General features: G+C 51.5%; 21 protein-coding genes. 4 read left to right on the top strand and 17 right to left on the bottom strand.

Annotated features, from left to right (window positions below; genetic code table 11):
• Positions 1-77: 77 nt before the first annotated feature.
• The 13 genes from kdsB to M1D91_RS08230 form a co-directional block, all read right to left on the bottom strand.
• Positions 78-824: a 3-deoxy-manno-octulosonate cytidylyltransferase gene (kdsB, locus tag M1D91_RS08290; protein ID WP_437431307.1), complete on the bottom strand. Its 747-nt coding sequence runs from the start codon at positions 822-824 to the stop codon at positions 78-80.
• The gene (ycaR, locus tag M1D91_RS08285; protein ID WP_437431306.1) at positions 821-1,003 is read right to left on the bottom strand and encodes a protein YcaR; all 183 of its coding nucleotides are present in this window, start codon (positions 1,001-1,003) and stop codon (positions 821-823) included. The genes kdsB and ycaR overlap by 4 nt, the downstream gene beginning before the upstream one ends.
• Positions 1,004-1,057: 54 nt before the next feature.
• On the bottom strand, positions 1,058-2,287 hold the full coding sequence (locus M1D91_RS08280) for a winged helix-turn-helix domain-containing protein (protein ID WP_437431305.1): 1,230 nt from the start codon (positions 2,285-2,287) through the stop codon (positions 1,058-1,060).
• Positions 2,288-2,323: 36 nt separating this feature from the next.
• Complete coding sequence (gene lpxK / locus M1D91_RS08275; protein ID WP_437431304.1) at positions 2,324-3,301, bottom strand: tetraacyldisaccharide 4'-kinase; 978 nt, start codon at positions 3,299-3,301, stop codon at positions 2,324-2,326.
• Positions 3,298-5,046 carry a lipid A ABC transporter ATP-binding protein/permease MsbA gene (msbA, locus tag M1D91_RS08270; RefSeq protein ID WP_437431303.1) on the bottom strand — a complete coding sequence of 583 codons (1,749 nt, stop codon included), beginning with the start codon at positions 5,044-5,046 and terminating at the stop codon, positions 3,298-3,300. The genes lpxK and msbA overlap by 4 nt, the downstream gene beginning before the upstream one ends.
• Positions 5,047-5,082: 36 nt before the next feature.
• Positions 5,083-7,347 (bottom strand): ComEC family protein, encoded by a 2,265-nt coding sequence (locus tag M1D91_RS08265; RefSeq protein WP_437431302.1) that lies wholly within the window; start codon positions 7,345-7,347, stop codon positions 5,083-5,085.
• Between the two features lie 214 nt (positions 7,348-7,561).
• Positions 7,562-7,846 (bottom strand): integration host factor subunit beta, encoded by a 285-nt coding sequence (gene ihfB, locus M1D91_RS08260; RefSeq protein ID WP_437431301.1) that lies wholly within the window; start codon positions 7,844-7,846, stop codon positions 7,562-7,564.
• A gap of 215 nt (positions 7,847-8,061) precedes the next feature.
• Positions 8,062-9,735, bottom strand: coding sequence for a 30S ribosomal protein S1 (gene rpsA, locus M1D91_RS08255; RefSeq protein ID WP_437431300.1), 1,674 nt, complete (start codon positions 9,733-9,735; stop codon positions 8,062-8,064).
• Between the two features lie 112 nt (positions 9,736-9,847).
• Entirely contained in the window at positions 9,848-10,531 is a 684-nt protein-coding gene (gene cmk, locus M1D91_RS08250) for a (d)CMP kinase (protein WP_437431299.1), read from the bottom strand.
• A 171-nt stretch (positions 10,532-10,702) separates the two neighbouring features.
• Positions 10,703-11,467: a metalloprotease LoiP gene (gene loiP / locus M1D91_RS08245; RefSeq protein ID WP_437431298.1), complete on the bottom strand. Its 765-nt coding sequence runs from the start codon at positions 11,465-11,467 to the stop codon at positions 10,703-10,705.
• 136 nt (positions 11,468-11,603) lie between these two features.
• The gene (gene aroA / locus M1D91_RS08240; protein WP_437431297.1) at positions 11,604-12,887 is read right to left on the bottom strand and encodes a 3-phosphoshikimate 1-carboxyvinyltransferase; all 1,284 of its coding nucleotides are present in this window, start codon (positions 12,885-12,887) and stop codon (positions 11,604-11,606) included.
• 72 nt (positions 12,888-12,959) lie between these two features.
• On the bottom strand, positions 12,960-14,048 hold the full coding sequence (gene serC, locus M1D91_RS08235; protein WP_437431296.1) for a 3-phosphoserine/phosphohydroxythreonine transaminase: 1,089 nt from the start codon (positions 14,046-14,048) through the stop codon (positions 12,960-12,962).
• A gap of 162 nt (positions 14,049-14,210) precedes the next feature.
• On the bottom strand, positions 14,211-14,903 hold the full coding sequence (locus M1D91_RS08230; RefSeq protein WP_437431295.1) for a DUF421 domain-containing protein: 693 nt from the start codon (positions 14,901-14,903) through the stop codon (positions 14,211-14,213).
• Between the two features lie 139 nt (positions 14,904-15,042).
• On the opposite strand from M1D91_RS08230, the gene ycaO reads away from it, so the two are divergent.
• The 4 genes from ycaO (at position 15,043) to pflA (ending at position 21,465) form a co-directional block, all read left to right on the top strand.
• The gene (gene ycaO, locus M1D91_RS08225) at positions 15,043-16,803 is read left to right on the top strand and encodes a 30S ribosomal protein S12 methylthiotransferase accessory factor YcaO (protein ID WP_437431294.1); all 1,761 of its coding nucleotides are present in this window, start codon (positions 15,043-15,045) and stop codon (positions 16,801-16,803) included.
• A 407-nt stretch (positions 16,804-17,210) separates the two neighbouring features.
• Entirely contained in the window at positions 17,211-18,068 is an 858-nt protein-coding gene (gene focA, locus M1D91_RS08220) for a formate transporter FocA (protein WP_437431293.1), read from the top strand.
• 51 nt (positions 18,069-18,119) lie between these two features.
• The gene (gene pflB / locus M1D91_RS08215; RefSeq protein ID WP_437431292.1) at positions 18,120-20,402 is read left to right on the top strand and encodes a formate C-acetyltransferase; all 2,283 of its coding nucleotides are present in this window, start codon (positions 18,120-18,122) and stop codon (positions 20,400-20,402) included.
• A 322-nt stretch (positions 20,403-20,724) separates the two neighbouring features.
• Complete coding sequence (gene pflA / locus M1D91_RS08210; RefSeq protein ID WP_437431291.1) at positions 20,725-21,465, top strand: pyruvate formate lyase 1-activating protein; 741 nt, start codon at positions 20,725-20,727, stop codon at positions 21,463-21,465.
• A gap of 55 nt (positions 21,466-21,520) precedes the next feature.
• On the opposite strand, the gene M1D91_RS08205 is transcribed toward pflA, so the two are convergent.
• The 4 genes from M1D91_RS08205 to lolA form a co-directional block, all read right to left on the bottom strand.
• Entirely contained in the window at positions 21,521-22,669 is a 1,149-nt protein-coding gene (locus M1D91_RS08205) for an MFS transporter (protein ID WP_437431290.1), read from the bottom strand.
• Positions 22,670-23,018: 349 nt separating this feature from the next.
• The gene (gene serS, locus M1D91_RS08200; protein ID WP_437431289.1) at positions 23,019-24,311 is read right to left on the bottom strand and encodes a serine--tRNA ligase; all 1,293 of its coding nucleotides are present in this window, start codon (positions 24,309-24,311) and stop codon (positions 23,019-23,021) included.
• Positions 24,312-24,404: 93 nt separating this feature from the next.
• A complete protein-coding gene (gene rarA / locus M1D91_RS08195; RefSeq protein ID WP_437431288.1) occupies positions 24,405-25,748 on the bottom strand; it encodes a replication-associated recombination protein RarA in 1,344 nt (447 codons plus the stop codon).
• 9 nt (positions 25,749-25,757) lie between these two features.
• The gene (gene lolA / locus M1D91_RS08190; protein WP_437431287.1) at positions 25,758-26,369 is read right to left on the bottom strand and encodes an outer membrane lipoprotein chaperone LolA; all 612 of its coding nucleotides are present in this window, start codon (positions 26,367-26,369) and stop codon (positions 25,758-25,760) included.
• Between the last annotated feature and the right edge of the window lie 115 nt (positions 26,370-26,484).

Below are 26,484 nucleotides of genomic sequence, written 5' to 3'. Positions count from 1 at the left end.
CCTGACGAGATCAAATCAGGATGAGAATATGCGTAAAAAAACAAATCCCCTCCGGACGGAGAGGATGAGAGGGTAACTTAGCGCATTTGGGCGCGGACACGTTCCAGATCGTCCGGGGTATCGACGCCGGTACCGGGAATTTGAGTTGCGACTGCAACATGAATTTTTTCGCCGTACCAAAGCACCCGCAGTTGCTCCAGCATCTCAATATTTTCTAACGGACTGGCTTCCCAGTTAACGTAGCGACGAATAAAACCGGCCCGGTAGCCATAGATACCAAGATGACGCAGTACGCTATTGCCAATGGTTTCTTTCGATACGGCAAAACGGTCACGGTCCCACGGAATGGTCGCACGGGAGAAATACAATGCATAACCCTCAGCGTCCAGTACCACTTTTACCGCGTTCGGGTTGAATGCTTCTTCGGCATCATGGACAGGCGCCGCCAGGGTCGCCATACCAACCTCGCGTGCCGCCAGATTCTCTGCAACCTGACGGATTATAACCGGCGGGATCATGGGTTCGTCACCCTGCACGTTAACGATAACCGTGTCATCGCTGAACCCGCATTTTTCTACCACTTCTGCCAGACGCTCGGTTCCAGACTGATGGTCGGCGCGTGTCATACACACTTCACCGCCCGCCGCTTCGACCGCCTTTGCCACTTCTTCATGATCCGTAGCAACGATAATACGATCGGCACCAGATTCTCGTGCACGCTCCAGCACATGCACAACCATTGGTTTACCGTTGATATCCACTAACGGTTTTCCGGGCAACCGGGTTGACGCATAGCGGGCGGGAATAATGACTACGAAACTCATGGTCGACTCTCATCTTCTGTCAATGGGCGGGCTTCTGTTTCTAAAAGAACCGGAATTCCCTCGCGGACCGGATAGGCGAGGCTATCCAGCTTGCAGATTAATTCTTGCTTATCCTGACTGTAATACAGTTTGCCGTTGCAAACCGGGCAGGCAATGATTTCCAGCAACCGATGATCCATGTTTCCTCCTGATGGACCGGACGTGAGATTGTTAAATATTAACATATTCATTTATCAGACCGCGTCTATTTCCAGCCCCTGATGAATATCTGTAAAGAGACCATCGGGAAGGCGGCCAAAGGTAATACGCACCGCTCCCTGCCAACGGGCAAAATCGGTAATGGCACTTTTCAGCTCGTTATTAAGGCGCTTATTCGGTTTCACTCCGGCCTCAAGAAAGAGCGCGATAATCTCCAGCACATTCGTTTTACGGTGCATTTTGGCATCCATTCTGCCTACCAGACGCCCCCGATGCAGTAGCGGCAATACGAAGTATCCAAACTGCCGTTTGGGCGCAGGCGTGTAACATTCCAGCCGATAGCTGAAATTAAAAAGCTGTTCGGCGCGCTTTCTGTCCCAGACAACCGGGTCAAAAGGAGAAAGTACGGCACTGTGCGTGGCGTTGAGTTTTCCTGCCATCCCCTTTTCCAACAGAGGGAGCAAACTGGTGTGCAGCCACGCGGGACCAAGGGTCTCGATGTTGACCGGAACAATAACGTTTTCTGCCTGTAATCTTTCCAGTAAAACCGGCAGAGAGAGTTTTCGCAGACGATAGTAGTCAGCCAGCCATGATGCCCGGAAGATACCGAGGCTGCGGGCGCTGTTTTCCAGCATCAGAATTTCAGCCTGCGTTTGTGAAAGGCTATCGCGTTCATCATCCCACTCTGGCATGACGCGTGCGGTGAGATCATAGACACGCTGGAAATTACGCCGTTCTGTCACCATCACCCTGCCCGAGGTGAATAATCCCTCCAGATGACGTTTATGGGGCTTCCAGTCCCACCAGCCACTGCTTCCTTTATGGGGGTGTTCAAAATCCGCTGAGCGCACCGGGCCATGCTGCCCGATATGGGCCACCAGCGCCTCGATTTCCACGGCATGCTCCTGCATCCATTCTGGACGATATTTCCAGCCCATCTTTTCTGGCGCGAGCATACGGTGGCGGATCAACCTGAAATCAGTACGGGGTAAGAAACAGGCTTCGTGAGCCCAATATTCCATGAGCTCTCCACGACGTAGCGCCTCGTCCAGCCAGACGGGAGGATAACTGCCAAGCCGACTGAAGAGCACGATATAGGGGCTGCGTGCCACAATATTGATCGTATCGATTTGCAGCAGTGACATGCGCTGGACGGTAGAAAGAATATCCTCAGGTTTCGCGCTTCGGGTTGGTTTTTGCAGCAATCCCTGAGCGGCAAGGTGGAGTTGTCGGGCAAGTTGCAATGAAATAAGCGGCGCTGACATAAGCTTCCCGGTAGACAGTGTGCACCCGACAAATCGCTAGCGCACCAGGGTTAATAGATCCTTTAACAGTGTGGCAGCCTTATCCCCGTCAAGATGCGCATCAACAGGGAGATACCACCAGTTCTCATGGGCGAAGGCGCGGCATTTTACCGCGTCCTTTTCCGTCATGATAAGGCTCTGCCCGCTGCTCAGTAACTTAACCACATCCGCTTCAAAGAGCGCCTGGTGGTCGGCAAGGGCAACCTCCCCTTCAAGCGTCACGCCACATTGTGCGAGGGTGGCAAAAAAACGCGGTGGATGCCCGATACCAGCCATTGCGACAAGATGGTTAAGTTCCCGGACGTCGCGATGCTCCCCGGTGCGCACATTCACTGCGGTGCCCGGTTTCAGGTGCATCGCAATTTCATCCGCAGACGCAACGCCCCCATTCGTAATGATGGCGTCCACGGTCTTCAGGCGCGAGGCTCGTTCGCGCATTGGCCCTGCCGGCAACCACCAGCCGTTGCCAAAACGGCGGACACCATCAATGACCACGATCTCTTTATCACGATGAAGACGATAATGCTGTAAACCATCGTCCGTCACGATAAGCTGAACCGGGTCGTGTGCCAGCAGCGCTTTCACTGCATCAACCCGGGAGGGGGAAACGGCCACCGTTGCGCCCGTTCGTTGATAAATAAGTACGGGTTCATCACCCGCCTCTGCCGTTGTCGTGTCCACTGTGAGCACCAGGGGATAGTGCGCCGCCTTTCCGCCATATCCGCGAGACACCACACCCACGCGTACTCCCTGTTGCTGTAACTGTTCTACCAGCCAGATGACAACCGGGGTTTTGCCGTTCCCTCCCGCCGTCAGATTACCGACCACCACCACCGGGACGGGCGCACGCCAGGGTTTACGCAATCCGATACGCCAGCTTAACCGAATGATGCTGCTCACCAGGCCATAAAGCCAGGAGAAGGGCAGCAAAAGCAGCCATAAAGGTGACTCACCAGACCAGATGCGGGCTATCATTCGCCAAACTGCATTTTATGTAACTGGGCGTAGACACCGCGTTGTGCCAGCAGCTCGGTATGACTTCCACGCTCAACAATACGCCCCTCTTCCACCACGACTATCTCATCAGCCTGTTCAATGGTAGACAGGCGGTGCGCAATAACCAGCGAGGTGCGGTTTTTTTGCAACTCATTGAGGGCAGACTGAATGGCACGTTCAGATTCCGTATCTAATGCCGATGTCGCTTCATCAAGGATCAAAACTGGACTGTCACGGAGCAGGGCACGCGCGATAGCGATACGCTGACGTTGCCCCCCTGAAAGCAACACCCCGTTTTCACCAATAATGGTGTCAAGGCCGTTGTCCATCTTGCTGATAAAGTCCATGGCATAGGCCATTTTCGCCGCCTGCTCTATCTGCTCGCGACTAAACGCTTCAGTGCGGGCGTAAGCAATATTATTGGCTACCGTGTCGTTGAACAGATGGACATTCTGCGAAACCAGAGCAACCTGATTACGCAGTGAGGTCAGTTTGTACTCGCGCAAATCGTGACCGTCCATCAGGATTTCGCCTTCATCAATATCGTAAAAGCGCGTGATCAGGCTTGCCATTGTCGACTTACCCGAACCTGACCGCCCCACCAGCGCCACGGTTTTGCCCGCCGGGATTTTCAGGTTGATATTACGTAACGCTGGCGTTTCACGACCAGGGTAGGTGAAGGTCACATTGCGAAACTCAATATCACCTTGCGCACGCTCGATGACCCGTTGACCTTCGTCTTTTTCCTGCTCACTGTCGAGGATGGCAAATAACGTCTGACAGGCTGCCATACCACGCTGGAACTGCGCATTAACGTTCGTCAGCGATTTCAGTGGGCGCATCAGGGCTATCATGGATGAAAAGACCACGGTAATGGTACCTGCGGTCAGTGTCTCCATCACACTCGGAAAACTGGCAGCGTAAAGCACGAACGCCAGGGCAAGGGAGGCAATCAATTGAATAATGGGATCTGAAATTGAAGAGGCAGAGACCATTTTCATACCCTGCAGACGCATTTTGTTACTGACTTTGTCAAAACGGCTGGTTTCAACCTGCTGCCCACCAAACATCAGTACTTCTTTATGCCCTTTTAGCATCTGCTCGGCGCTGGTGGTGACCTGACCCATCGTGTTTTGCATATTTTTGCTGATGTTACGAAAGCGCTTTGAGACCACACGGATGGCGAAGGAGACGACCGGGGCCAGCACAATCAAAATCACCGACAGCTGCCAGCTGTAATAAAACATCATGACAAAAAGGCCGATGATAGATGCACCTTCACGCACCACGGTGATCAGGGCACTGGAAGAGGAAGAGGCAACCTGTTCAGAATCATAGGTAATGCGCGACAACAAGGTGCCTGTCGACTGCTTATCGAAGTAAGAGACAGGCATACCCATCATATGGCTGAAAAGCCGACGGCGCATGGTCATTACCACTTTGCCGGACACCCAGGATATACAGTAACTTGAAATATAGCTGGTGATGCCGCGTAAAATCATCAGCCCGATAACCACCAGTGGCATCCACAGCAGCACTGAACGGTCCGTTTTGCCAAAACCATCATCCAGTAACGGTTTAAGAAGCGATAGCATGAAGGTATCGCTGGCGGCGTTGAGGATTAACGCTACTCCCGAGACGAACAACCCCGCTTTAAACGGCGCAATCATGGGCCAGAGGCGGCGAAATGTTTGCCATGTTGAGAGATCTTTGTCGTTATGCATTCAAAAAACCAGCACTTGTTGAAAGAGCCGCATATTCTACCCGTTATCGCCAGGGACGCCAAACCACTGATGATACCAGCGTGGGAAAATATGCTCGCGCAGGCTGACTATGGTCCAGGTATCAGGTGAAAATTGCACGGTAATTTGCCCATGATGCGGTGTGTCATACCATTTGTATCCCTCCTGAAGATAACGGTTTTTTACTTTTTCCGACGGCAGACGCCATGCGTTATAGCGTGATGCTGATACCAGAGCCGCAGCTCCATTTACTCTTTGAATAAAGGGCAACGTTGAAGACGTATTACTGCCATGATGTGGAACCTGAATGACGCTTGCTGCCAGATGCTGCCAGTAGTGACGCAACATCGCGAGCTCTGCGGAAGTTTCAATATCTCCGGTGAGCAGAATGCTGTGTTTGCCCTCTTCAACTTTCACCACGCAGGAAAGATTATTCCCTCCCATTCGCGAATCCCTTAGCGGCCAGTGTGCCGTAAAGGTTAAACCCTGCCACTGCCATTTCTCCCCGCGCCAGCAAGGTTGGTAGTTTTTAGAATTAACCGGACTTCGGACCCAGAGTGCCGGCCAGAGACGCATAAGCGTATCTAGCCCGCCGCGATGATCGAGATGATCATGGCTAAGAATAATGCCTTCAGGCTCTAAGTGGTGCCAGCGGAGCCAGGGAATTATCAACTGTTTTGCACTGTCGCCGCCCGGCCAGGCCAACCCTGTGTCATAGAGAATGGCTTTACCGTTGCGCTCAATCACCATCGCAAGTCCCTGCCCCACATCCAGCATATGCACACGCCAGGTATCGGGGGTCGGATAACGAAATAGCGGTATCAGCATCGCGCTCAACGCGACCAGACACAGGCCTGGCACCGAACGAAAAAGTTGCAAACGCAGGAGAATCAAAACAACCCAGGGTACTCCCCCCATTGCCAGCCAGCGCGCGTCGACATTCAGCCACCCCGGGGGCAGAGCATGTAAAAACCAGAAGAGAAAATCTAACGAACCGTCAGCAAGCAACCAGAGGAGGGTCTCAATTGCGTGAGGCCCGGTCAGATGAAGCAACATGCCCATCAGGATGAGCGGAACCGTTATCAGGGTCACGAGCGGAACTGCCAGCAGATTTGCCACCAGGGAACTCACGCTTACGCCATGAAAGGAGAGGATTTGCAGGGGTAACAGTAACAGCGTCATCCCCACCTGAAGGTAGATCAGATTAACCAGTCCGCGATACCACCAGGCCATGCTTTTCGTCCTGAGTGGCAGCCACTGATACCAAAAAATAAGGGCGGCGACAGCAAAGGCGGAAAGCCACAGGCTTTGCGACAATATCGCGACAGGATCAACAAATAAGATACCAGCAACACAGCACCCCCAGACTTGCCAGGGACTCCATTGTCGACCAGAAAGGCGTAACCCTGCCCATACGCCGAGAGAAATTGCCGTTCTGAACGCCGGGGGTTGCATCCCGGTAAGCCACGCATAATAAATCGCGAAAATGACGCCGACATACAGCGGCAGACGCCAGTTTATCCAGTGTGCCGGGAAGAAGAACTGTATGCCTCGGGCGAACAGCCCGCCGAGTACAGCCGTTAAGGCAATATGCAGTCCGGATATCGCCATTAAATGCGCGGTACCTGTCTCGCGCATGATGTCTTTAGTTTCTGCATCCAGCGAGGTGCGTTCTCCCAGCCCCAGGGCCAGTATGACGGCTTGCCAGTGAAAGGGCTCGAGCCTCTTTGTCAGTGAATTAACGAACAGGCCCCGTCTGCTGCACTCACTGCTGATGGCTCTGGCGGTGATGAATCGTCCTGTGAGTGGCTGATGAATGGATAACGCGTGCCGCTGTGTGTCGAAACCACCCGCGTTAAGTTGCCCGTGTATTGCCCTCGCCCGAATCACCATTTCCCATTGCTGACCTGCACATACAGCTTCAGGCAAATATTGACCATAGAATACAATGCCAGGCGCAGGGTAAAGGCGTTTACCGTTCAGATGGGTAATAGTGGCAAAATGGGTCGTCGCACGATCCGTATCGGTAATAACCACCTTCACTTTCTGGCTGCTTCCCGGAATAAACGCCATAGGCCATATCTGTTGCCGTGCAGCCAACACTCCCCACGCAAAAAACAACAGCGCAAATCCTGCGTATCGTAGGATACGTCTACGCTGCCCCGCCAGCACACATGCCGCTGCAATCATCCACCAGAGGAAGTGCAGGCCGGGTAGTTTCGGTAGAAATAAGAGCGGTATTAATCCCAGATTGAGACACATCGCCAGGGCAGGTAATGTCATTCACACCTCCTTGTTGTGGTGAGTGTGAATGGCGCTATCAGCAGTGTCTGCGCAGAAAGAGAAGATTTACGGCGAGCCCCGAAATCGAGTTCAGGTTTTGCATCGGCCAACAAGAAATCTGCGGGAGCGGTTCAGGTTTTGCCCACGCAGGGCCTGAAACGAAAAAAGCACCTTATCGGTGCTTTTCACTGGTTAAGCCTCAGTAAACTGAAACTTATTCATAAATATTGGCGCGGTCACGCAACTCTTTACCCGGCTTAAAGTGCGGAACGTATTTTCCTTCCAGATCCACTTTATCGCCCGTTTTCGGGTTACGTCCGGTGCGAGGTGCACGATAGTGCAGAGAAAAACTACCGAAACCGCGGATCTCAATACGCTCACCCTGGGCAAGAGTAGAGGCCATATGCTCCAGCATCTCTTTTACTGCATCTTCTACGGCTTTTGCCGGAATGTGCGAGTGCTGGCTGGCAAGTCTTTCAATCAATTCTGACTTGGTCATGATTCCTCCGGTTTCCTTCATGGCAAATTAGCTTAACAGCTTGAACAAGGGCGGCCGTAGCCGCCCTTTGTGCTTGATTACAGGACGAAATCTGTAATCTGTCAAGTATCCTCATCATTCTTCAGACTGAATGAAGATCTGCTTTGACTGCTCACCCCGAAATTAATCGGGGTTTGCATTCAACAATCCGTCATTATCTGAATGATGTTGAGAAATTACTCGCCTTTAGCTGCTTTGAAGGCTTCAGCCATAGCGTTAGAGAAGTTACCGTCTTCCTGTTTGTTGTTAACAGTCGCGATAGCATCTTTCTCGTCAGCTTCGTCTTTAGCACGAACAGACAGGCTGATTGCGCGGTTCTTACGATCCACACCGGTGAATTTCGCTTCTACGTCATCACCAACGTTCAGAACCAGCGTTGCATCTTCAACACGGTCACGGGAAGCTTCAGAAGCGCGCAGGTAACCTTCAACGCCGTCAGCCAGTTCTACGGTTGCGCCTTTAGCGTCAACTGCAGTGACTTTACCGTTTACGATTGCGCCTTTCTTGTTCACTGCAACCCAGTTGTTGAACGGATCTTCTGCGAGCTGTTTAACGCCCAGGGAGATACGCTCACGCTCTGCGTCAACCTGCAGAACAACGGCTGCGATTTCGTCGCCTTTCTTGTATTCACGAACTGCTTCTTCGCCTGTAACGTTCCAGGAGATGTCAGACAGGTGAACCAGGCCGTCGATGCCGCCGTCCAGGCCGATGAAGATACCGAAGTCAGTGATAGACTTGATTTTACCTTCAACACGGTCGCCCTTGTTGTGGGTTTCCGCGAACTGCTGCCATGGGTTGTTTTTGCACTGCTTCAGACCCAGGGAGATACGACGACGTTCTTCGTCGATATCCAGAACCATAACTTCCACTACATCGCCAACGTTAACAACTTTGGACGGGTGGATGTTTTTGTTGGTCCAATCCATTTCGGAAACGTGAACCAGGCCTTCAACGCCTTCTTCGATTTCAACGAAGCAGCCGTAGTCGGTCAGGTTGGTCACGCGACCAGTCAGTTTGGTACCTTCCGGATAACGCTTAGCGATAGCGACCCACGGATCTTCGCCCAGCTGTTTCAGGCCCAGGGAAACACGAGTACGTTCGCGGTCGAATTTCAGCACTTTAACAGTGATTTCGTCGCCAACGTTTACGATTTCGCTCGGGTGCTTAACGCGTTTCCACGCCATGTCGGTGATGTGCAGCAGGCCATCAACGCCGCCCAGATCAACGAATGCGCCGTAGTCAGTGAGGTTCTTAACGATACCTTTGACTTCCATGCCTTCCTGCAGGTTTTCCAGCAGCTGATCGCGTTCTGCGCTGTTTTCGGATTCGATAACGGCACGACGGGATACAACAACGTTGTTACGCTTCTGGTCCAGCTTGATAACTTTGAACTCAAGCTCTTTGCCTTCCAGTTGCAGCGTGTCGCGAACTGGACGAACGTCAACCAGGGAACCTGGCAGGAACGCGCGAATACCATTCAGCTCAACAGTGAAGCCACCTTTAACTTTGCCGTTGATAACACCAACCACAGTTTCAGCGTCTTCGTAAGCTTTTTCCAGCGTGATCCAAGCTTCGTGACGTTTAGCTTTTTCACGGGACAGCAGGGTTTCACCGAAGCCGTCTTCCACTGCATCCAGAGCAACGTCAACTTCGTCACCAACCTGGATTTCCAGCTCGCCCTGGGCGTTTTTGAACTGCTCTGCCGGAATGGCAGACTCAGATTTCAGACCAGCGTCAACCAGTACGATATCTTTGTCGATAGCAACAACAACACCACGGACGATGGAACCCGGACGGGTTTCGATTTCTTTTAAGGATTCTTCAAATAGTTGAGCAAAAGATTCAGTCATGTTTAATCTTCAGGTTTCATATTTAACGTCCACCTGGCTCCGTGCCGGATGGGGTTGTTTAACATACCCGCTAACACTCCATTGCTGCGGGGGTACTGCAAATTCGGTCGCTTTACGCGAGAGCCAATTTTTGGCGCGCATATTGTAACGCTTTTTCAATCACTTGCTCAATACTTAAACTGGTAGAATCCAGAACTAAAGCATCAGCAGCGGGGATAAGCGGCGCAACGGGACGATTACGATCGCGGTCGTCACGTTCTTTGATCTCGGCCAAAAGGCGATCAAAGTTAACACTAAAGCCCTTTTCCTGCAACTGAAGCATACGCCGGTGCGCACGCTCCTCTGATGAGGCGTCAAGGAAAATTTTTACTGGCGCATCAGGAAACACCACGGTTCCCATATCACGACCATCGGCAATCAGACCAGGTGCTTCACGGAAGGCGCGTTGACGGCGCAACAGCGCTTCTCGGACACGGGGGAAGGCGGCAACCTGGGAAGCGGCATTGGCCACGTCCTGTGTGCGGATCTCACCACTGACATCCTCCCCTTCCAGAATCACTTCGAGGTTGCCGTTAGTCGAAATAAAACGCACATCCAGATGCGCTGCCAGCGGAACCAGAACCTCTTCAGAGGTGACATCGACGTGATGGTGCAATGCAGCCAGCGCCAGCACACGATAGATTGCGCCTGAGTCCAGAAGATGCCATTGCAACGCTTCCGCCATTGCTTTGCACAGGGTGCCTTTCCCCGCACCGCTTGGCCCATCAATGGTGATTACCGGGGCAATCGCTGTCATCTTTTTCTCCTTCATTAAGGCATACCGTTTACGTGAACGCCGCGCATTATACGCTGCAACGTGAATGACCGTTACTCCTGCGTGCAAATAACCTGTTGAATCGGATTGAGTGAAGAAGGTTTGCGCAATTATAGTGGGCTGGCAGAACGCCAGCCCGGAAGTGACAATGATTTACTTTTTGTCAGCCGCGATGCGATCGCGAATATGCTGCGCTCGCTCAGCTGAAGGCGGATGGGAGTCGAACATCGATTTTTCTGAGCCGGCATCCAGCTTAGCCAGTTTCTCGAAGCTGGTGACTAAGCCCTGAGTGCTGATCTTACGCTTTTTAAGCAGATCGTAGGAGAAGTCATCAGCATCCGATTCCTGGCTACGGGAGAAGGCGGAGTTAATCATTTTCTCCCCCAGTTCGCCGAGCTGAGAATTTGACAGCTGGGCACCGACGGCGCTGCTCGCAGAAATGGCATCGCGCGCTGCCAGCGTCGCATAGGCGGTTTGCATCGCTTTACGCGAATGTCCCAGCGCTACGTGACCCAGTTCATGGCCGAGAACCGCTTCAACTTCATTATCGGTCATCATGTCCATCAGGCCGCTATAAACGCGAATACAGCCGTTGGCCATTGCCCACGCGTTCACATCTTTAGTGGCATAGACTTTGTAATTAACCGGGGTACCGTCGATGGAACTGCCCAGTGCTTTGGAGATTTTTGCCAGTCGTTTGGTATAAGAACTCGAGGCCGGAGCAACGGTGTTCTGTTTATCCATCTCCGCACACGCTTCATTTGACAGCGTTTTAACGTCTGCGTCGCTTAATGTCGCGGCTTTATATGCAGACATGCCTGATTTCGCCAGCGAATCAGGATCGAGACTCATTGTTTTACAGCCTGAGATCAGTGTTGCCGCTACCAGGCAGCTTAAGAGTACTTTTTTATTTTTCATTACATCATCCTTGTATTAATCATTAACACCATTGGGATAAATCCGCAAAAAGATTAACACTATAAGGTTATGATGTTACAACCAAAAAATGACAGGTGCGGGCTACCCTGCAATATGTTAAGGGTAGCCCGGCATATCAAGCGAGGGTACTGATACGTGCTAATTGCTCAAAATAGTCCGGGAAGGTTTTCGCCGTACATTTCGGATCAAGGATCGTAACCGGCGTGTCTGACAATGCTACCAGTGAGAAACACATCGCCATACGATGATCGTTATAGGTACCGATTTCCGCGTACTGTATGTGAGCAGGCGGCGTGATACGAATAAAATCTTCGCGCTCTTCCACCTCAGCACCAACTTTGCGCAGCTCGGTTGCCATTGCAAAGAGACGATCGGTCTCTTTCACCCGCCAGTTATAAATATTACGCATGGTAGTAGTACCACGCGCGAAGAGTGCTGCCGTGGCGATGGTCATCGCCGCATCCGGGATATGGTTCATGTCCATATCGATTGCCTTCAGCTCACCGTGGGTACAGGAGATAAAATCATCCCCCCAGACCACTGTCGCGCCCATTTTCTCCAGCACATCCGCAAAGCGGATATCGCCCTGCACGCTGTTACGCCCGATACCGGTCACTTTTACCGTGCCGCCTTTGATGGCACCTGCAGCAAGGAAATAGGAGGCGGAGGAGGCATCCCCTTCCACCAGATAGTGCCCCGGTGAGTGGTAACGCTGGTTTCCACGCACAACAAACTGTTGATAATCCTGGTTATCTACTTCTATCCCGAAGGTTTTCATCAGATGAAGAGTAATGTCGATATAGGGTTTGGAGACCAGGTCGCCTTTAATAGTGATGGTCGTATCCTGCGGCGCAACCGGCGCCATCATCAACAATGCGGTGAGGAACTGGCTGGAAACGCTGCCATCAACCTCAACCCGCCCTCCTACAAACCCACCGCGTAAACGCAGCGGAGGGTAATTTTCCTGCTCAAGATAATCAATTTGCGCGCCACCCTGACGTAGCGCATCGACCAGGTGACCAATCGGGCGTTCTTTCATTCGCGGTTCACCGGTCAGCACCAGATCGTTAACGCCCAGACAAAGCGCAGCAGCCAGAGGCCGCATCGCCGTACCGGCATTTCCCAGGAATAACTCCAGCGGTTTATCACAAATCAGTGGACCGCCGACACCCGTGACCTCGCAGCGTGTACGATCGTCTGAAAGCGTAAACGAGACACCCAACGCACGCAGTGCATTGAGCATATGGCGCACATCGTCACTGTCCAGCAGATTGGTCAGTACGGTGGTACCCTCAGCGAATGCCGCCAGCAACAAGGCACGGTTAGAAACACTTTTAGAACCAGGCAGATTGATGGTGCCATCCACCCGCGCGATGGGTTGTAACGTCAGGGATTCCATGAAACTTAACTCTCAACAAATACACAATAAAAACCCCCGCAGCAGATGACGGGGGTAAGATGACAGGCAGGGTTAACCGCGACGACGTTCGAAGTCAGTCATAAATTCGGTCAGGGCTTTCACACCTTCGAGCGGCATGGCGTTATAAATTGAGGCACGCATACCACCCACCACACGGTGGCCTTTGAGGGCATGCAGTCCCGCCGCCAGCGACTCTTCAAGGAAGCGTTTATCAAGCGAGCTATCCGCCAGCTGGAAAGGGATGTTCATACGAGAACGGTTCGCTTTCGCGACATCGTTACGATAGAAATCACTGTTATCAATGACGCCATAAAGCAGGTCTGCTTTTTGCTGGTTAACTTTATCCATCGCCGCTACGCCACCGTTGTTCTTCAGCCATTTGAAGACCAGGCCGGCCAGATACCAGGCAAACGTCGGCGGCGTGTTAAACATGGAGTCGTGTTCAGCCAGAATGCTGTAGTCCAGAATGGACGGGCAGCTCTGATGCGCTTTGCCCAGCAGATCGTCACGCACAATCACCAGCGTCAAACCCGCAGGACCGATGTTTTTCTGCGCTCCGGCATAAATCACGCCATAACGGCTGACGTCCAGCGGACGAGAAAGGATTGTGGAGGAGTAGTCAGCGGTGACGATAACATCGCTGCCAAAGTCAGGCGTTTCATCGATGGCGATGCCATCAATGGTTTCGTTCGGGCAGTAGTGCAGGTAAGCGCTATTGTCGCTGAGCTGCCATTCGCGCATCGGCTTCACGCCACGCAGACCATCCACAGTGATTTTGGCGTCAATCACGTTTGGCGTGCAGTATTTTTTGGCTTCTTTGACAGCGCTTGCTGCCCAATAGCCCGCATCAACGTAGTCTGCCGTGGTTTTATCACCGAGAATGTTCAGCGGGATACCTGCAAACTGACCGCGACCGCCGCCGTGACAGAACAATACTTTGTAGTTCGAGGGGATATTCAGTAAATCACGAAAATCCTTTTCTGCTTCTTCCGCCACCTGAATAAATTCTTTACCACGGTGGCTGATCTCCATCACCGATGTACCAAGACCCTGCCAGTCACACAACTCTTGTTGAGCTTGTTTAAGCACATCCGCCGGTAACATTGCCGGACCTGAACTGAAATTAAAGACCTGAGCCATTTCCCCTCACCACGCTAAAAGCAATAAGTTATAACAGTGGATATCGGTTTTATCATTCAGTGACACGCGCCGCAATGTCTAAAACTTATGACCCGGTAAACGTGCTGTGCTTCACACAAAACATTCTTCCGGGTAACCATCATAAAACCGACATAATCGCTGTCAGGTTATCCTAATTCCCCGGCTCGCCTTCGACCATTCTGGATTTGCGCAGCGCGGACATAATTGATGCTCCCCTGCCCGCATGGTTATTACCCGGCTACATTGCACACAGGCATAATCTCCCTGTTCCGGTACCGTTGTATAACGTGGAGAGTACTCGGCGGGTAAAATACACAGTCCAGGTTTAATGTCCTCATCTGCATAATAAAAGACACTGAGCTGGCCGTTCGTTTCCAGAATAGCGAGGCGAACCTGACCAAGGTGATCGACACCGCTAATGCGAAGCTCCATAAAAAATTCGAATTCGGTCATATTCTCCTTGCTCAGTTTCTCCCAGGCGAACTCCCCTTCTTCAATAATGATGGCGGGCTTGCCTTCCAGCAGATCCTCAAGCTTTTCACTATGAGACATCAGCCACATGACGAGTCGATATAACCCGGCAAGGGTAATAAACACCACCAGCACCGGTAGCATGGGGACATCATCATAGAAGGCGACATCGCCTGCCGCCGACCCTAAGGTCAGAATGATCAACACTTCAAATAACGACATCTGCCGGACACCGCGGCGACCGGTAATTTTGAGAAACAAGAAAACCAGAATGAAGGTATAAAGACTGCGTAGCGCGACTTCTCCCAGAAACTCCAGCGGAACCTTATCAAGTGCCATTCGGTGCAAATCAAACGCTTTCATTTTTAACGCCTTATCAGCGAGTTATGTTTAGTAAGCATAGCCAAAAGTTTTATTTTCGCCGACCGTCCGGTGAAGATAGCGTCAGTCACATAAAACCCGTATGATCGCCCGCTTTACGTACAAAAAAGTGACTGCTGCTATGACGCAAACCTATATCCCCGGCAAAGACGCCGCTCTGGAAGATTCCATCACTCGCTTCCAGCAAAAACTCCTCGATCTTGGCTTTAATATTGAAGAGGCCTCCTGGCTGAACCCGGTACCCAACGTCTGGTCCGTGCATATTCGTGATAAAGACAGCGCGCTGTGCTTCACCAATGGTAAAGGCGCCACCAAAAAGGCCGCTCTGGCTTCCGCGCTGGGTGAATATTTTGAGCGTCTTTCCACTAACTACTTCTTTGCCGATTTCTGGCTGGGTGATACCGTCGCTAATGGCCCTTTCGTTCACTACCCGAACGAAAAATGGTTCCCGCTGCCGGAAAATGACCAACTGCCGGACGGAATACTTGATGCCCGTCTGCGCGCCTTTTACGATCCGGAAAACGAACTGACCGCCGGTATGCTGGTGGATTTGCAATCCGGCAACGAAGCTCGCGGCATCTGTGCTCTGCCGTTTACTCGTCAGTCTGACGCGCAAACCGTCTACATCCCTATGAACATTGTTGGCAACCTCTACGTCTCTAACGGCATGTCTGCCGGTAACACGGCTAACGAAGCGCGTGTTCAGGGTCTGTCCGAAGTGTTCGAACGCCATATTAAAAATCGCATCATCAGTGAACGCATCAGCCTGCCGGAAATCCCGGCCGAGGTACTGGCACGTTATCCGGGTGTGGTGGCCTCCATTGAGAAGCTGGAAGCAGAAGGTTTCCCTATCTTCGCCTATGACGGTTCCCTTGGTGGCCAGTATCCGGTCATTTGTGTGGTGCTGTTTAACCCGGCAAATGGCACCTGCTTTGCGTCCTTTGGTGCCCATCCGGACTTCGGCGTGGCGCTGGAGCGCACCGTGACCGAACTGTTGCAGGGCCGGGGCCTGAAGGATCTGGACGTCTTTACCCCACCCACCTTTGATGATGAAGAAGTGGCGGAACATACCAATCTCGAAACACACTTTATCGATTCCAGCGGTTCGATCTCCTGGGATCTGTTTAAACAGGACGCGGATTATCCCTTTGCAGACTGGAGCTTTGCGGGCACCACGGAAGAAGAGTTCGCTACGCTGATGGCTATCTTCCGCGCGGAAGATAAAGAAGTGTACATCGCTGACTACGAGCATCTGGGGGTTTACGCTTGCCGCATTCTGGTGCCGGGTATGTCCGATATTTATCCTGCTGAAGATCTGTGGCTTGCAAACAATGCGATGGGCAGTCATCTGCGCGAAACGATCCTCTCATTGCCAGGTAGCGAGTGGGAAAAAGAGGATTATCTGAATCTGATTGAGCAGCTTGATGAAGAAGGCCATGATGACTTCACCCGCGTTCGCGAACTGCTCGGTATCGCAACCGGCAAAGATAACGGCTGGTTTACCCTGCGCATTGGTGAGCTGAAAGCTATGCTCGCCCTCGCCGGTGGCGACACTGAGCAGGCACTGTCATGGGTTGAATGGACGATAGAGTTCAATGGTTCTGTTTTCAGTGCTGAACGCGCCAATTTCTACCGCTGCCTCCAGACCCTGTTGTTGCTGGCTCAGGAAGAAGAGCGTCAACCTTTGCAGTATCTGAATGCTTTTGTGCGGATGTATGGCGCAGAAGCGGTTGAAGCCGCAAGCGCAGCCTTGAGCGGTGAAGAACCTTTCTACGGCTTACAGCCTGCGGATGGGACGCTTGAAGCTTTCCCGGCCCATCAGGCGTTGTTAGCCGCTTACGAAAAATTACAACGTGCTAAACGTGCTTTCTGGGCGAAATAGCAACAAGTAGTACGACATTCTGTAGGCTTAATCGCAAGTTCAGGCTATATTACGGGGCAATTTCATTGCCCCTTTTTATTTATATTTCGGCAATGAAAGCCAATTGTAATAATAAAGTTAATTATGGGTAAATATATATATAGATACTCAGGGCTTATTGTTACTTTTTATGGCAATTACTCCATTTTAATTAACTGTTAATTGGGAGCGAGCATAAAAAAATTCAACACTTCTTGTAAATTTTAAACTTTATTTTTACTTTGATAATCAACACTTTAGTTCGCATTCGCAGTATAACCCTGCGCTTTGCGGTCCTATTAGCCAGGCGAGATATGATCCATATCAAATTCTCTTCTATAATGCTTTGTTAGTATCTTCTCGCCGACTTAAACAAAGAGAGAGTTAGTGTGAAAGCTGACAACCCTTTTGATCTAATACTTCCCGCTGCGATGGCAAAAGTTGCCGAAGAAGCAGGCGTCTATAAAGCAACGAAGAAACCGCTGACCACATTCTTTTTGGCGATTACTGCCGGTGTCTTTATCTCCATCGCTTTTGTTTTCTATATTACAGCCACGACAGGTACTGCCTCGATGCCCTATGGCATTGCTAAACTGATTGGTGGCATCTGCTTCTCATTAGGGCTAATCCTTTGCGTCATCTGCGGCGCTGACCTCTTTACATCAACAGTACTGATCGTCGTGGCTAAAGCCAGCGGACGTATCACCTGGGGTCAGTTGGCTCGCAACTGGGCAAACGTCTATATCGGTAACCTGATTGGCGCACTGCTCTTTGTCTTACTGATATGGCTTTCAGGTGAATATATGGTGGCGAACGGCGGATGGGGTCTCAACGTCCTGCAAACCGCTGACCATAAATTGCACCATACTTTTATTGAAGCCGTTGCCTTGGGCATTCTGGCGAACCTGATGGTCTGTCTGGCGGTGTGGATGAGTTATTCCGGCCGTAGCCTGACAGATAAAGCACTGATTATGGTGCTGCCGGTAGGCATGTTTGTTGCCAGCGGCTTTGAGCACAGCATCGCAAATATGTTTATGATCCCTATGGGTATCTTAATTCGTCACTTTGCGGCCCCGGAGTTCTGGACTGCTATCGGTTCTAACCCGGATAACTTTTCTCACCTGACAATTGCAAATTTCATCACCGATAATCTGATTCCTGTAACAATTGGGAATATCATTGGTGGAGGATTATTAGTCGGGTTGACATACTGGGTCATTTACCTGCGTGGCGACGATCATCACTAACGGTTGTCTCAGGCAGTAAATAAAAAATCCACTTAAGAAGGTAGGTGTTACATGTCCGAGCTTAATGAAAAATTAGCCACAGCCTGGGAAGGTTTTACGAAAGGTGACTGGCAGAACGAAGTAAACGTACGTGACTTCATCCAGAAAAACTATACCCCTTACGAGGGTGACGAATCCTTCCTGGCCGGCGCTACCGAAGCTACCACCGCGCTGTGGGATAAAGTTATGGAAGGTGTTAAACAGGAAAACCGCACTCACGCGCCTGTAGATTTTGACACCTCTGTTGCCTCTACTATTACTTCTCACGATGCTGGTTACATCAACAAAAGCCTTGAGAAAATCGTTGGTCTGCAGACTGAAGCACCGCTGAAACGTGCAATTATTCCGTTCGGTGGCATTAAAATGGTCGAAGGTTCCTGCAAAGCGTACAACCGCGAGCTGGACCCGGCACTGAAAAAAATCTTTACCGAATACCGTAAAACGCATAACCAGGGCGTGTTTGACGTTTACACCAAAGACATCCTGAACTGCCGTAAATCTGGCGTATTGACCGGTCTGCCGGATGCGTATGGTCGTGGCCGTATCATCGGTGACTACCGTCGTGTTGCCCTGTACGGCATCGACTTCCTGATGAAAGACAAATATGCCCAGTTCCTGTCCCTGCAATCTGACATGGAAAATGGCGTTAATCTGGAAGCCACTATCCGTCTGCGTGAAGAAATCTCTGAACAGCACCGTGCTCTGGGTCAGATCAAAGAAATGGCCGCTAAATACGGTTACGACATTTCTGGTCCGGCAACGACTGCACAGGAAGCAATTCAGTGGACTTACTTTGGCTACCTGGCCGCTGTTAAATCCCAGAACGGCGCAGCAATGTCCTTCGGTCGTACCGCTACCTTCCTTGACGTGTTCATTGAGCGCGACCTGAAAGCCGGCAAAATCACCGAACAAGAAGCGCAGGAAATGGTTGACCACCTGGTCATGAAACTGCGTATGGTTCGCTTCCTGCGTACCCCTGAGTATGATGAACTGTTCTCTGGCGACCCGATTTGGGCAACAGAATCCATCGCAGGTATGGGCGTGGATGGTCGTACGCTGGTTACCAAAAACAGCTTCCGCTTCCTGAACACCCTGTACACCATGGGGCCGTCTCCGGAGCCGAACATCACCATTCTGTGGTCAGAAAAACTGCCACTGAACTTCAAAAAATACGCGGCTAAAGTCTCCATCGATACCTCTTCTCTGCAGTATGAGAACGACGATCTGATGCGTCCTGACTTTAACAACGATGATTACGCTATCGCCTGCTGCGTAAGCCCGATGATCGTTGGTAAACAAATGCAGTTCTTTGGTGCTCGCGCTAACCTTGCGAAAACCATGCTGTACGCAATCAACGGCGGCGTCGATGAAAAACTGAAAATTCAGGTTGGCCCGAAATCTGAACCGATTAAAGGCGACGTACTGAACTATGACGAAGTCATGGATCGTATGGACCACTTCATGGACTGGCTGGCTAAACAGTATGTCACTGCGCTGAACGTCATCCACTACATGCACGACAAGTACAGCTACGAAGCTTCACTGATGGCGCTGCACGATCGTGATGTTATCCGCACCATGGCATGTGGTATCGCTGGCCTGTCTGTTGCTGCTGACTCCCTGTCTGCAATTAAACATGCAAAAGTGAAACCTATTCGTGACGAAGATGGCCTGGCTATCGACTTCGAAATCGAAGGTGAATACCCGCAGTTTGGTAACAACGACTCTCGCGTTGATGACATGGCGGTCGATCTGGTTGAACGTTTCATGAAGAAAATTCAGAAACTGACTACCTACCGTAACGCTATCCCGACGCAGTCCGTTCTGACCATCACCTCTAACGTTGTGTATGGTAAGAAAACTGGTAACACCCCGGATGGTCGTCGTGCTGGCGCGCCGTTCGGACCAGGTGCTAACCCAATGCACGGTCGCGATCAGAAAGGTGCGGTTGCCTCTCTGACTTCCGTTGCTAAACTGCCGTTTGCCTACGCGAAAGATGGTATCTCTTACACCTTCTCTATCGTTCCGAATGCACTCGGTAAAGACGATGAAGTGCGTAAAACTAACCTGGCAGGCCTCATGGATGGTTACTTCCATCATGAGTCTTCCATTGAAGGTGGTCAGCACCTCAACGTGAACGTCATGAACCGCGAAATGCTGCTGGATGCGATGGAAAACCCGGAAAAATATCCGCAGTTGACCATCCGTGTATCTGGTTATGCAGTGCGTTTTAACTCCCTGACTAAAGAACAGCAGCAGGACGTTATTACCCGTACTTTCACTCAGACCATGTAAGTCCTCTTACTGAAATGGTGAAGTAAAACGCGTACAATAAAGGCTCCACATCAGTGGGGCCTTTTTAACACCCCTCTCCAGTCTGCTTCGTCGGTTATCTATACTATGGATATCTGCCAAAACAGATTGTTACCCAAAATAATTCGTGCTGCGAGAAGGGAGCCGCGCAGAAAATCCTCAGGCGTTTACGCAAGTAAATGACTGAGGTGAGCGAGGAAGCTAACGTATGTGCAGGACGAAGAGTGAAGGGTATTAACACAGCCGGATTGAGCTGTGCATCAATACAGGCCCCGGATGGGCCATATCTGGAGAAAACACCGCAATGTCAGTGATAGGTCGCATCCACTCCTTTGAATCCTGTGGCACCGTTGATGGCCCGGGTATCCGCTTTATCACCTTCTTCCAGGGCTGCCTGATGCGCTGCCTCTATTGTCACAACCGTGACACCTGGGACACCCATAGCGGCAAAGAGATAACCGTTGACGAGTTAATGAAAGATGTCGTCACCTACCGCCACTTTATGAATGCCTCCGGCGGCGGCGTCACGGCGTCAGGCGGTGAAGCCATGCTGCAGGCTGAATTCGTTCGTGACTGGTTTCGTGCCTGCAAAAAAGAGGGCATTCATACCTGCCTAGATACTAACGGCTTTGTGCGCCGCTACGATCCGGTTGTCGATGAGTTACTAGAAGTGACCGATCTGGTGATGCTTGATCTCAAACAGATGAACGATGAGATCCACCAGAATCTGGTTGGCGTCTCCAACCACCGTACACTGGAGTTCGCGCAGTATCTTTCCAATAAAAATATTACCGTCTGGATCCGCTATGTGGTGGTTCCAGGCTGGTCAGACGACGATGACTCCGCGCACCGTTTGGGCGAGTTTACCCGTGATATGGGGAACGTCGAAAAGATAGAACTTCTGCCTTACCATGAGCTGGGTAAGCATAAATGGGTGGCGATGGGTGAAGAGTACAAACTCGATGGTATTCACCCGCCGAAAAAAGAGACCATGGACCGCGTGAAGGGTATTCTGGAGCAGTACGGTCATAAGGTGATGTACTAAGTTTCCAACCAGACACGGAGTAAAAAGCCCGCGGAATTATCCAGCGGGCTTTTTTTCAGGCATGGGCGACAGGTGTCGGATGATGACCGGCTTTGCGCATCAGCATCATCAGGTAAATGAGCGACACGCTGGCAATCATGATAAACAACAAGCTGTCAGAATAGCTTTGCATCAGCATCGCCGTTAGCGTAGGACCTAACAGACTACCAATTGTGTAACTCAGTAACAGCGCCTGGTTCATCGACACCAGTTGATGGTGCTCCACTTTCTCGCAGGCCCATGCCATCGCAACCGGATAAAGCGTAAACCCGGCGGTGCCCAGTACAAACAGTGCCGGAGCCATCGCAGCATTGCTAAGCATTGCCACACATCCCAGAATCACAACGAAAACCTGCACACGCAGTACCAGCAAACGGCCAAAGCGGTCAGCAAGACGCCCTATCGGCCACTGCCCTACGATACCTGCACTGACCATCAACGCCATCCAGAACCCAATCCCTGAATCGTTCACGCCTTTGTGGTTGAGATACAGCGGCATTAAACCATACAGCGAACCAAGGATGATGCCTGAAATAATGCAGCCGTTCACCCCAAGACGGGCCTGACGCAAACGAAACATCGGCCAGACCGAGGTGGAGGTCTGCGCCTCGTCACCCTCACGGGTAATCCGGGCAAAGAGTAACGGCAGAATAGCGGCCAGTACGAGGCCAACGGCCCAGGGTAAAACGCTCATCAACGCTGTTGGCATTTTACTGACCATAAGCTGACCCAGCACCGTACCGACGTAATAAATCATCATATAGGCAGCCAGCAAACGCCCCCGATTATGAGAGGTGCCGCTCTGCATCAAGGCGCTCTCTACGACCACCCAGATCATGGCGCAGCCAATACCTGCGACAAAGCGCCAGATAAGCCAGCTCCAGAAACCGATATTAAAGCCCAGTCCCGCGCAGCCTACGGCAAAAATCAGCGAGGCAATGTAATAACTGCGGTTAAACCCGTAACGCCGGATGAGCCAGCCGGTCATCATGGTGCCGAGCAAATTACCGGTAAAATAGGATGAACCGACCATTCCAACCTGCCAGGTCGGCATGTTTTCGTGGGCGAGCCAAAGCGGGACAAGCGTATTAAGCACCGCGATTGCCAGGGTCAACAGAAGCAGGCCACAGAGCAATAAAAGCACTGGCCGGGTATAGGTGGTCATGGATTAAAACCGTGAGGAAGTTCAGGATTCGTGCGCATCATGCCACTGGCAAAAACATTGTCAATCCACGGATTCAGGCACCGACACATTTTGTTGAAGGACGATATATAAAACTAATCCTTAGAGGATAAATCTGCACCTGAATTTAATTTAATTTATTGAATTTAAATATTAATTTTTCATTCTGGTGCTTTAAATTCAGTTGAAATAATTCATGGAGAATTTAGCACCCAAAGATTCACCTGAGCCCCCTTACGCTAATCAGAGGTCATGGGTTCGGAAGCAGACAGTAATGGGGCGGGAGAAGTGAAAAAAAAAGCGCCCGCAGGCGCTTTTAATATTATTAACGTTAGCCGATAAACTCGACGCCACGCATATAGGGGCGCAACACCGCCGGGATCTCGATACGACCATCAGCTTGCTGATAGTTTTCCAGCACCGCCACCAGAGTGCGACCAACCGCCAGGCCTGAGCCGTTCAGGGTATGGACCAAACGGGTTTTCTTATCGGATTTGCTGCGACAACGCGCCTGCATACGGCGTGCCTGGAAGTCCCAGACGTTGGAGCAGGAGGAAATTTCACGATAGGTATTTTGCGCCGGCACCCATACTTCAAGATCGTAGGTTTTGCATGCGCCAAAGCCCATATCTCCGGTGCAAAGCGCAACACGACGATACGGCAGACCCAGCAGCTCAAGCACTTTTTCAGCGTGACCGGTCATCTCCTCAAGCGCCGCCATCGACTCTTCAGGGCGAACAATCTGCACCATTTCAACTTTATCGAACTGGTGCATACGGATCAGGCCACGGGTATCACGACCGTAAGAGCCCGCCTCTGAACGGAAGCACGGGGAGTGCGCCGTCAGTTTAATTGGCAGATCGTCTTCGTCGATGATCTCATCGCGCACCAGGTTAGTCAGCGGCACTTCCGCAGTCGGAATCAACGCATAGTTGCTGCTGTCGGCCTCTTCATCCAGTGGACGCGTATGGAACAGATCACCCGCAAATTTTGGTAACTGACCGGTTCCGTAGAGCGTGTCATGGTTCACCAGATAAGGAACGTAGGTTTCGCTGTAGCCATGCTGCTCGGTGTGCAGATCAATCATGAACTGCGCCAGCGCACGGTGCAGATGCGCAATCTGACCTTTCATCACCACAAAGCGAGAGCCGGTAAGTTTAACCGCAGCGGCAAAGTCTAATCCGCCATGCATTTCACCCAGGGTCACATGGTCGCGAACCTCAAAGTCGAACTGACGAGGCGTGCCCCAGCGTTTGACTTCAACGTTGTCGTTTTCGTCTTTGCCAACCGGAACGCTATCGTCCGGGGTATTCGGAATGGCCAGCGCGATTTCGCGGATTTCCGCCAGCAGGGTGTCCAGCTCTGCCTTCGCGGCATCCAGTTCTTCACCCAGTTTGTTCACTTCCAGGCGTAAAGGCTCGATGTCTTCCCCGCGTGCTTTCGCCTGGCCGATGGATTTCGATCGCGCGTTACGCTCTGCCTGCAGATTTTCAGTATTGACCTGCAAAACCTTACGACGCTCTTCAAGAGCGCGTAATTTATCTACATCCAGCTTAAAGCCCCGGCGTGCCAGTTTTTCTGCGACTGCGTCTGGCTCGGTACGCAGCAGATTGGGATCGAGCATGCTTATCCTGTGCTTATCGAATTGAAATAATGGGAAAGTGACCGCAGCCTGCGGCCACAGAGATACAGCGACAACATTACCGCAAGGTCACTCTCAACGGTAGCGTTTTATGGGGCTTTTATGATCCTGTTCAGCAAGCCAGGCGAGCTTTTCGCCAATCTTACCCTCAAGACCCCGATTTGTAGGAAAGTAATAGCGTGTTTGTGCTAGCTCTTCAGGGAAGAAAACTTCGCCAGCCGCGTAGGCATTAGGTTCATTGTGCGCATAGCGATACTCCTGCCCATAGCCCATCTCTTTCATCAGCTTTGTCGGCGCATTACGCAAATGGACTGGCACGTCATAATCCGGACGTTCACGGGCATCCGCCATTGCCGCTTTAAATGCGGTATAAACGGCGTTACTTTTTGGTGCACATGCAAGGTAAACAATAGCCTGCGCGATAGCGCGCTCCCCTTCTGCCGGCCCGACACGGGTAAAGCAATCCCATGCTGAAATTGCCACCTGCATAGCACGAGGATCGGCGTTGCCAACATCCTCAGAGGCAATTGCCAGACAACGTCGAGCCACATAGAGCGGATCGCCGCCCGCGGTGATAATTCTCGCATACCAGTAGAGTGCCGCATCGGGAGCACTACCGCGTACGGATTTGTGCAGGGCGGAAATCAAATCGTAAAACCGGTCACCTTTGTTGTCGAAACGCGCGCTGCGCTCACCGGCAATTTCCGTCAACAATGCGGGTTGCAGTACACGCTTGCCAGCATCATCCAGCTCGGCCATGTCCGCCATCATTTCAAGCGTATTAAGCGCCCTGCGGGCATCCCCGTTGACCAGCTCCGCAATGGCTTTGCGCGTTTCGGCAGGCAACACGATATCCTGACCACCATAGCCACGCGTTTTGTCTTCCATCGCCTGGGTCAGGACAAGTTCAATATCTTCGGTGGTGAGTGATTTCAGCAGATAAACACGAGCGCGCGAAAGTAAAGCAGAGTTGAGTTCAAACGACGGGTTTTCGGTGGTCGCACCAATAAAGGTAATGGTGCCGTCCTCAATATGCGGCAAGAAGGCGTCTTGCTGGCTTTTATTGAAACGATGGACTTCATCCACAAAGAGGATGGTTCGTCGGCCCGCATTGCGGTTCTGCCGCGCACGCTCAATGGCTTCGCGAATCTCTTTTACGCCTGATGTCACCGCGGAGATCCGCTCAACATCTGCGCTGGCGTAGCGAGCGATCACTTCCGCCAGGGTAGTTTTGCCTGTTCCCGGCGGTCCCCACAGGATCATAGAGTGCAGATGTCCGGCCTCTATCGCACGGGGCAACGGGTTTCCCGCAGCCAGCAAATGTTGCTGACCAATATATTGCGCTAGATTTTCTGGCCGCATACGGGCGGCCAGAGGCTGGAATGCATTATCGGAAAAATCGAGCGACAGGTTGCCCACACATGCCTCTTACTTACGCTGATCGTCGACCGTTACGCCCTTTGGCGGGGTAAAGGTGAATTTAGAGGGATCGATGCTGCCGTTTTGCTGAGATTTGAGCTGATAGCTGCTCTTCTGATCGTCCTGCTCAATAGCGCTGAACTGATGAATAGTACCGTCACGACCCACGTTAATGGTGAATTGCTTCAGGTTACCGCTGGCTGTTTTTGGCGTCAGAACAAAATCATCTCCGTTCTGGACAATATTATATTTCTGCCAGTCACTGCTCTGATTGCGGGCAATAAGCATGAAGGGCGTATTGCTGGTGGCATCGGTCAGGGATGTGGCGGTAGCTTGTTCAACGAACGGGTTATAGAACCAGAGCGTTTTCCCGTCAGAGACCAGAACGCTTTCATCGGGCTGGGTCATATGCCAGTTAAAAAGGCTGGGGCGTTTAACCCACAAATCTCCCTGTCCTTCCTGAACAGCAGCACCGCTGCCATCCGTGACCTTCTGCGTAAAGCTGGCATGGAAACTGTTCACCTTATCAAGGCGACTTTTCAGATCGCTGGAGGCATCAGCCCATACGTTGCTGGCCATAAAGCTACCCATTAACACACATGCCATCGCGATTTTTTTCATTGTGGTTCCTTAAAATTCATCGCCCCCGGTCTGGGGAACACTCCTGTCACTCTAAAAGCAGATTGCAGTGAGCGACAGGAGAAAAGACTTAAATTTTACTGATTTACCTATTTTA

Source organism: Enterobacter sp. SA197, from assembly GCF_054131575.1.
The sequence above is the reverse complement of the archived record's forward strand: the minus strand, read 5'-3'. Positions and strand labels throughout refer to the sequence as shown.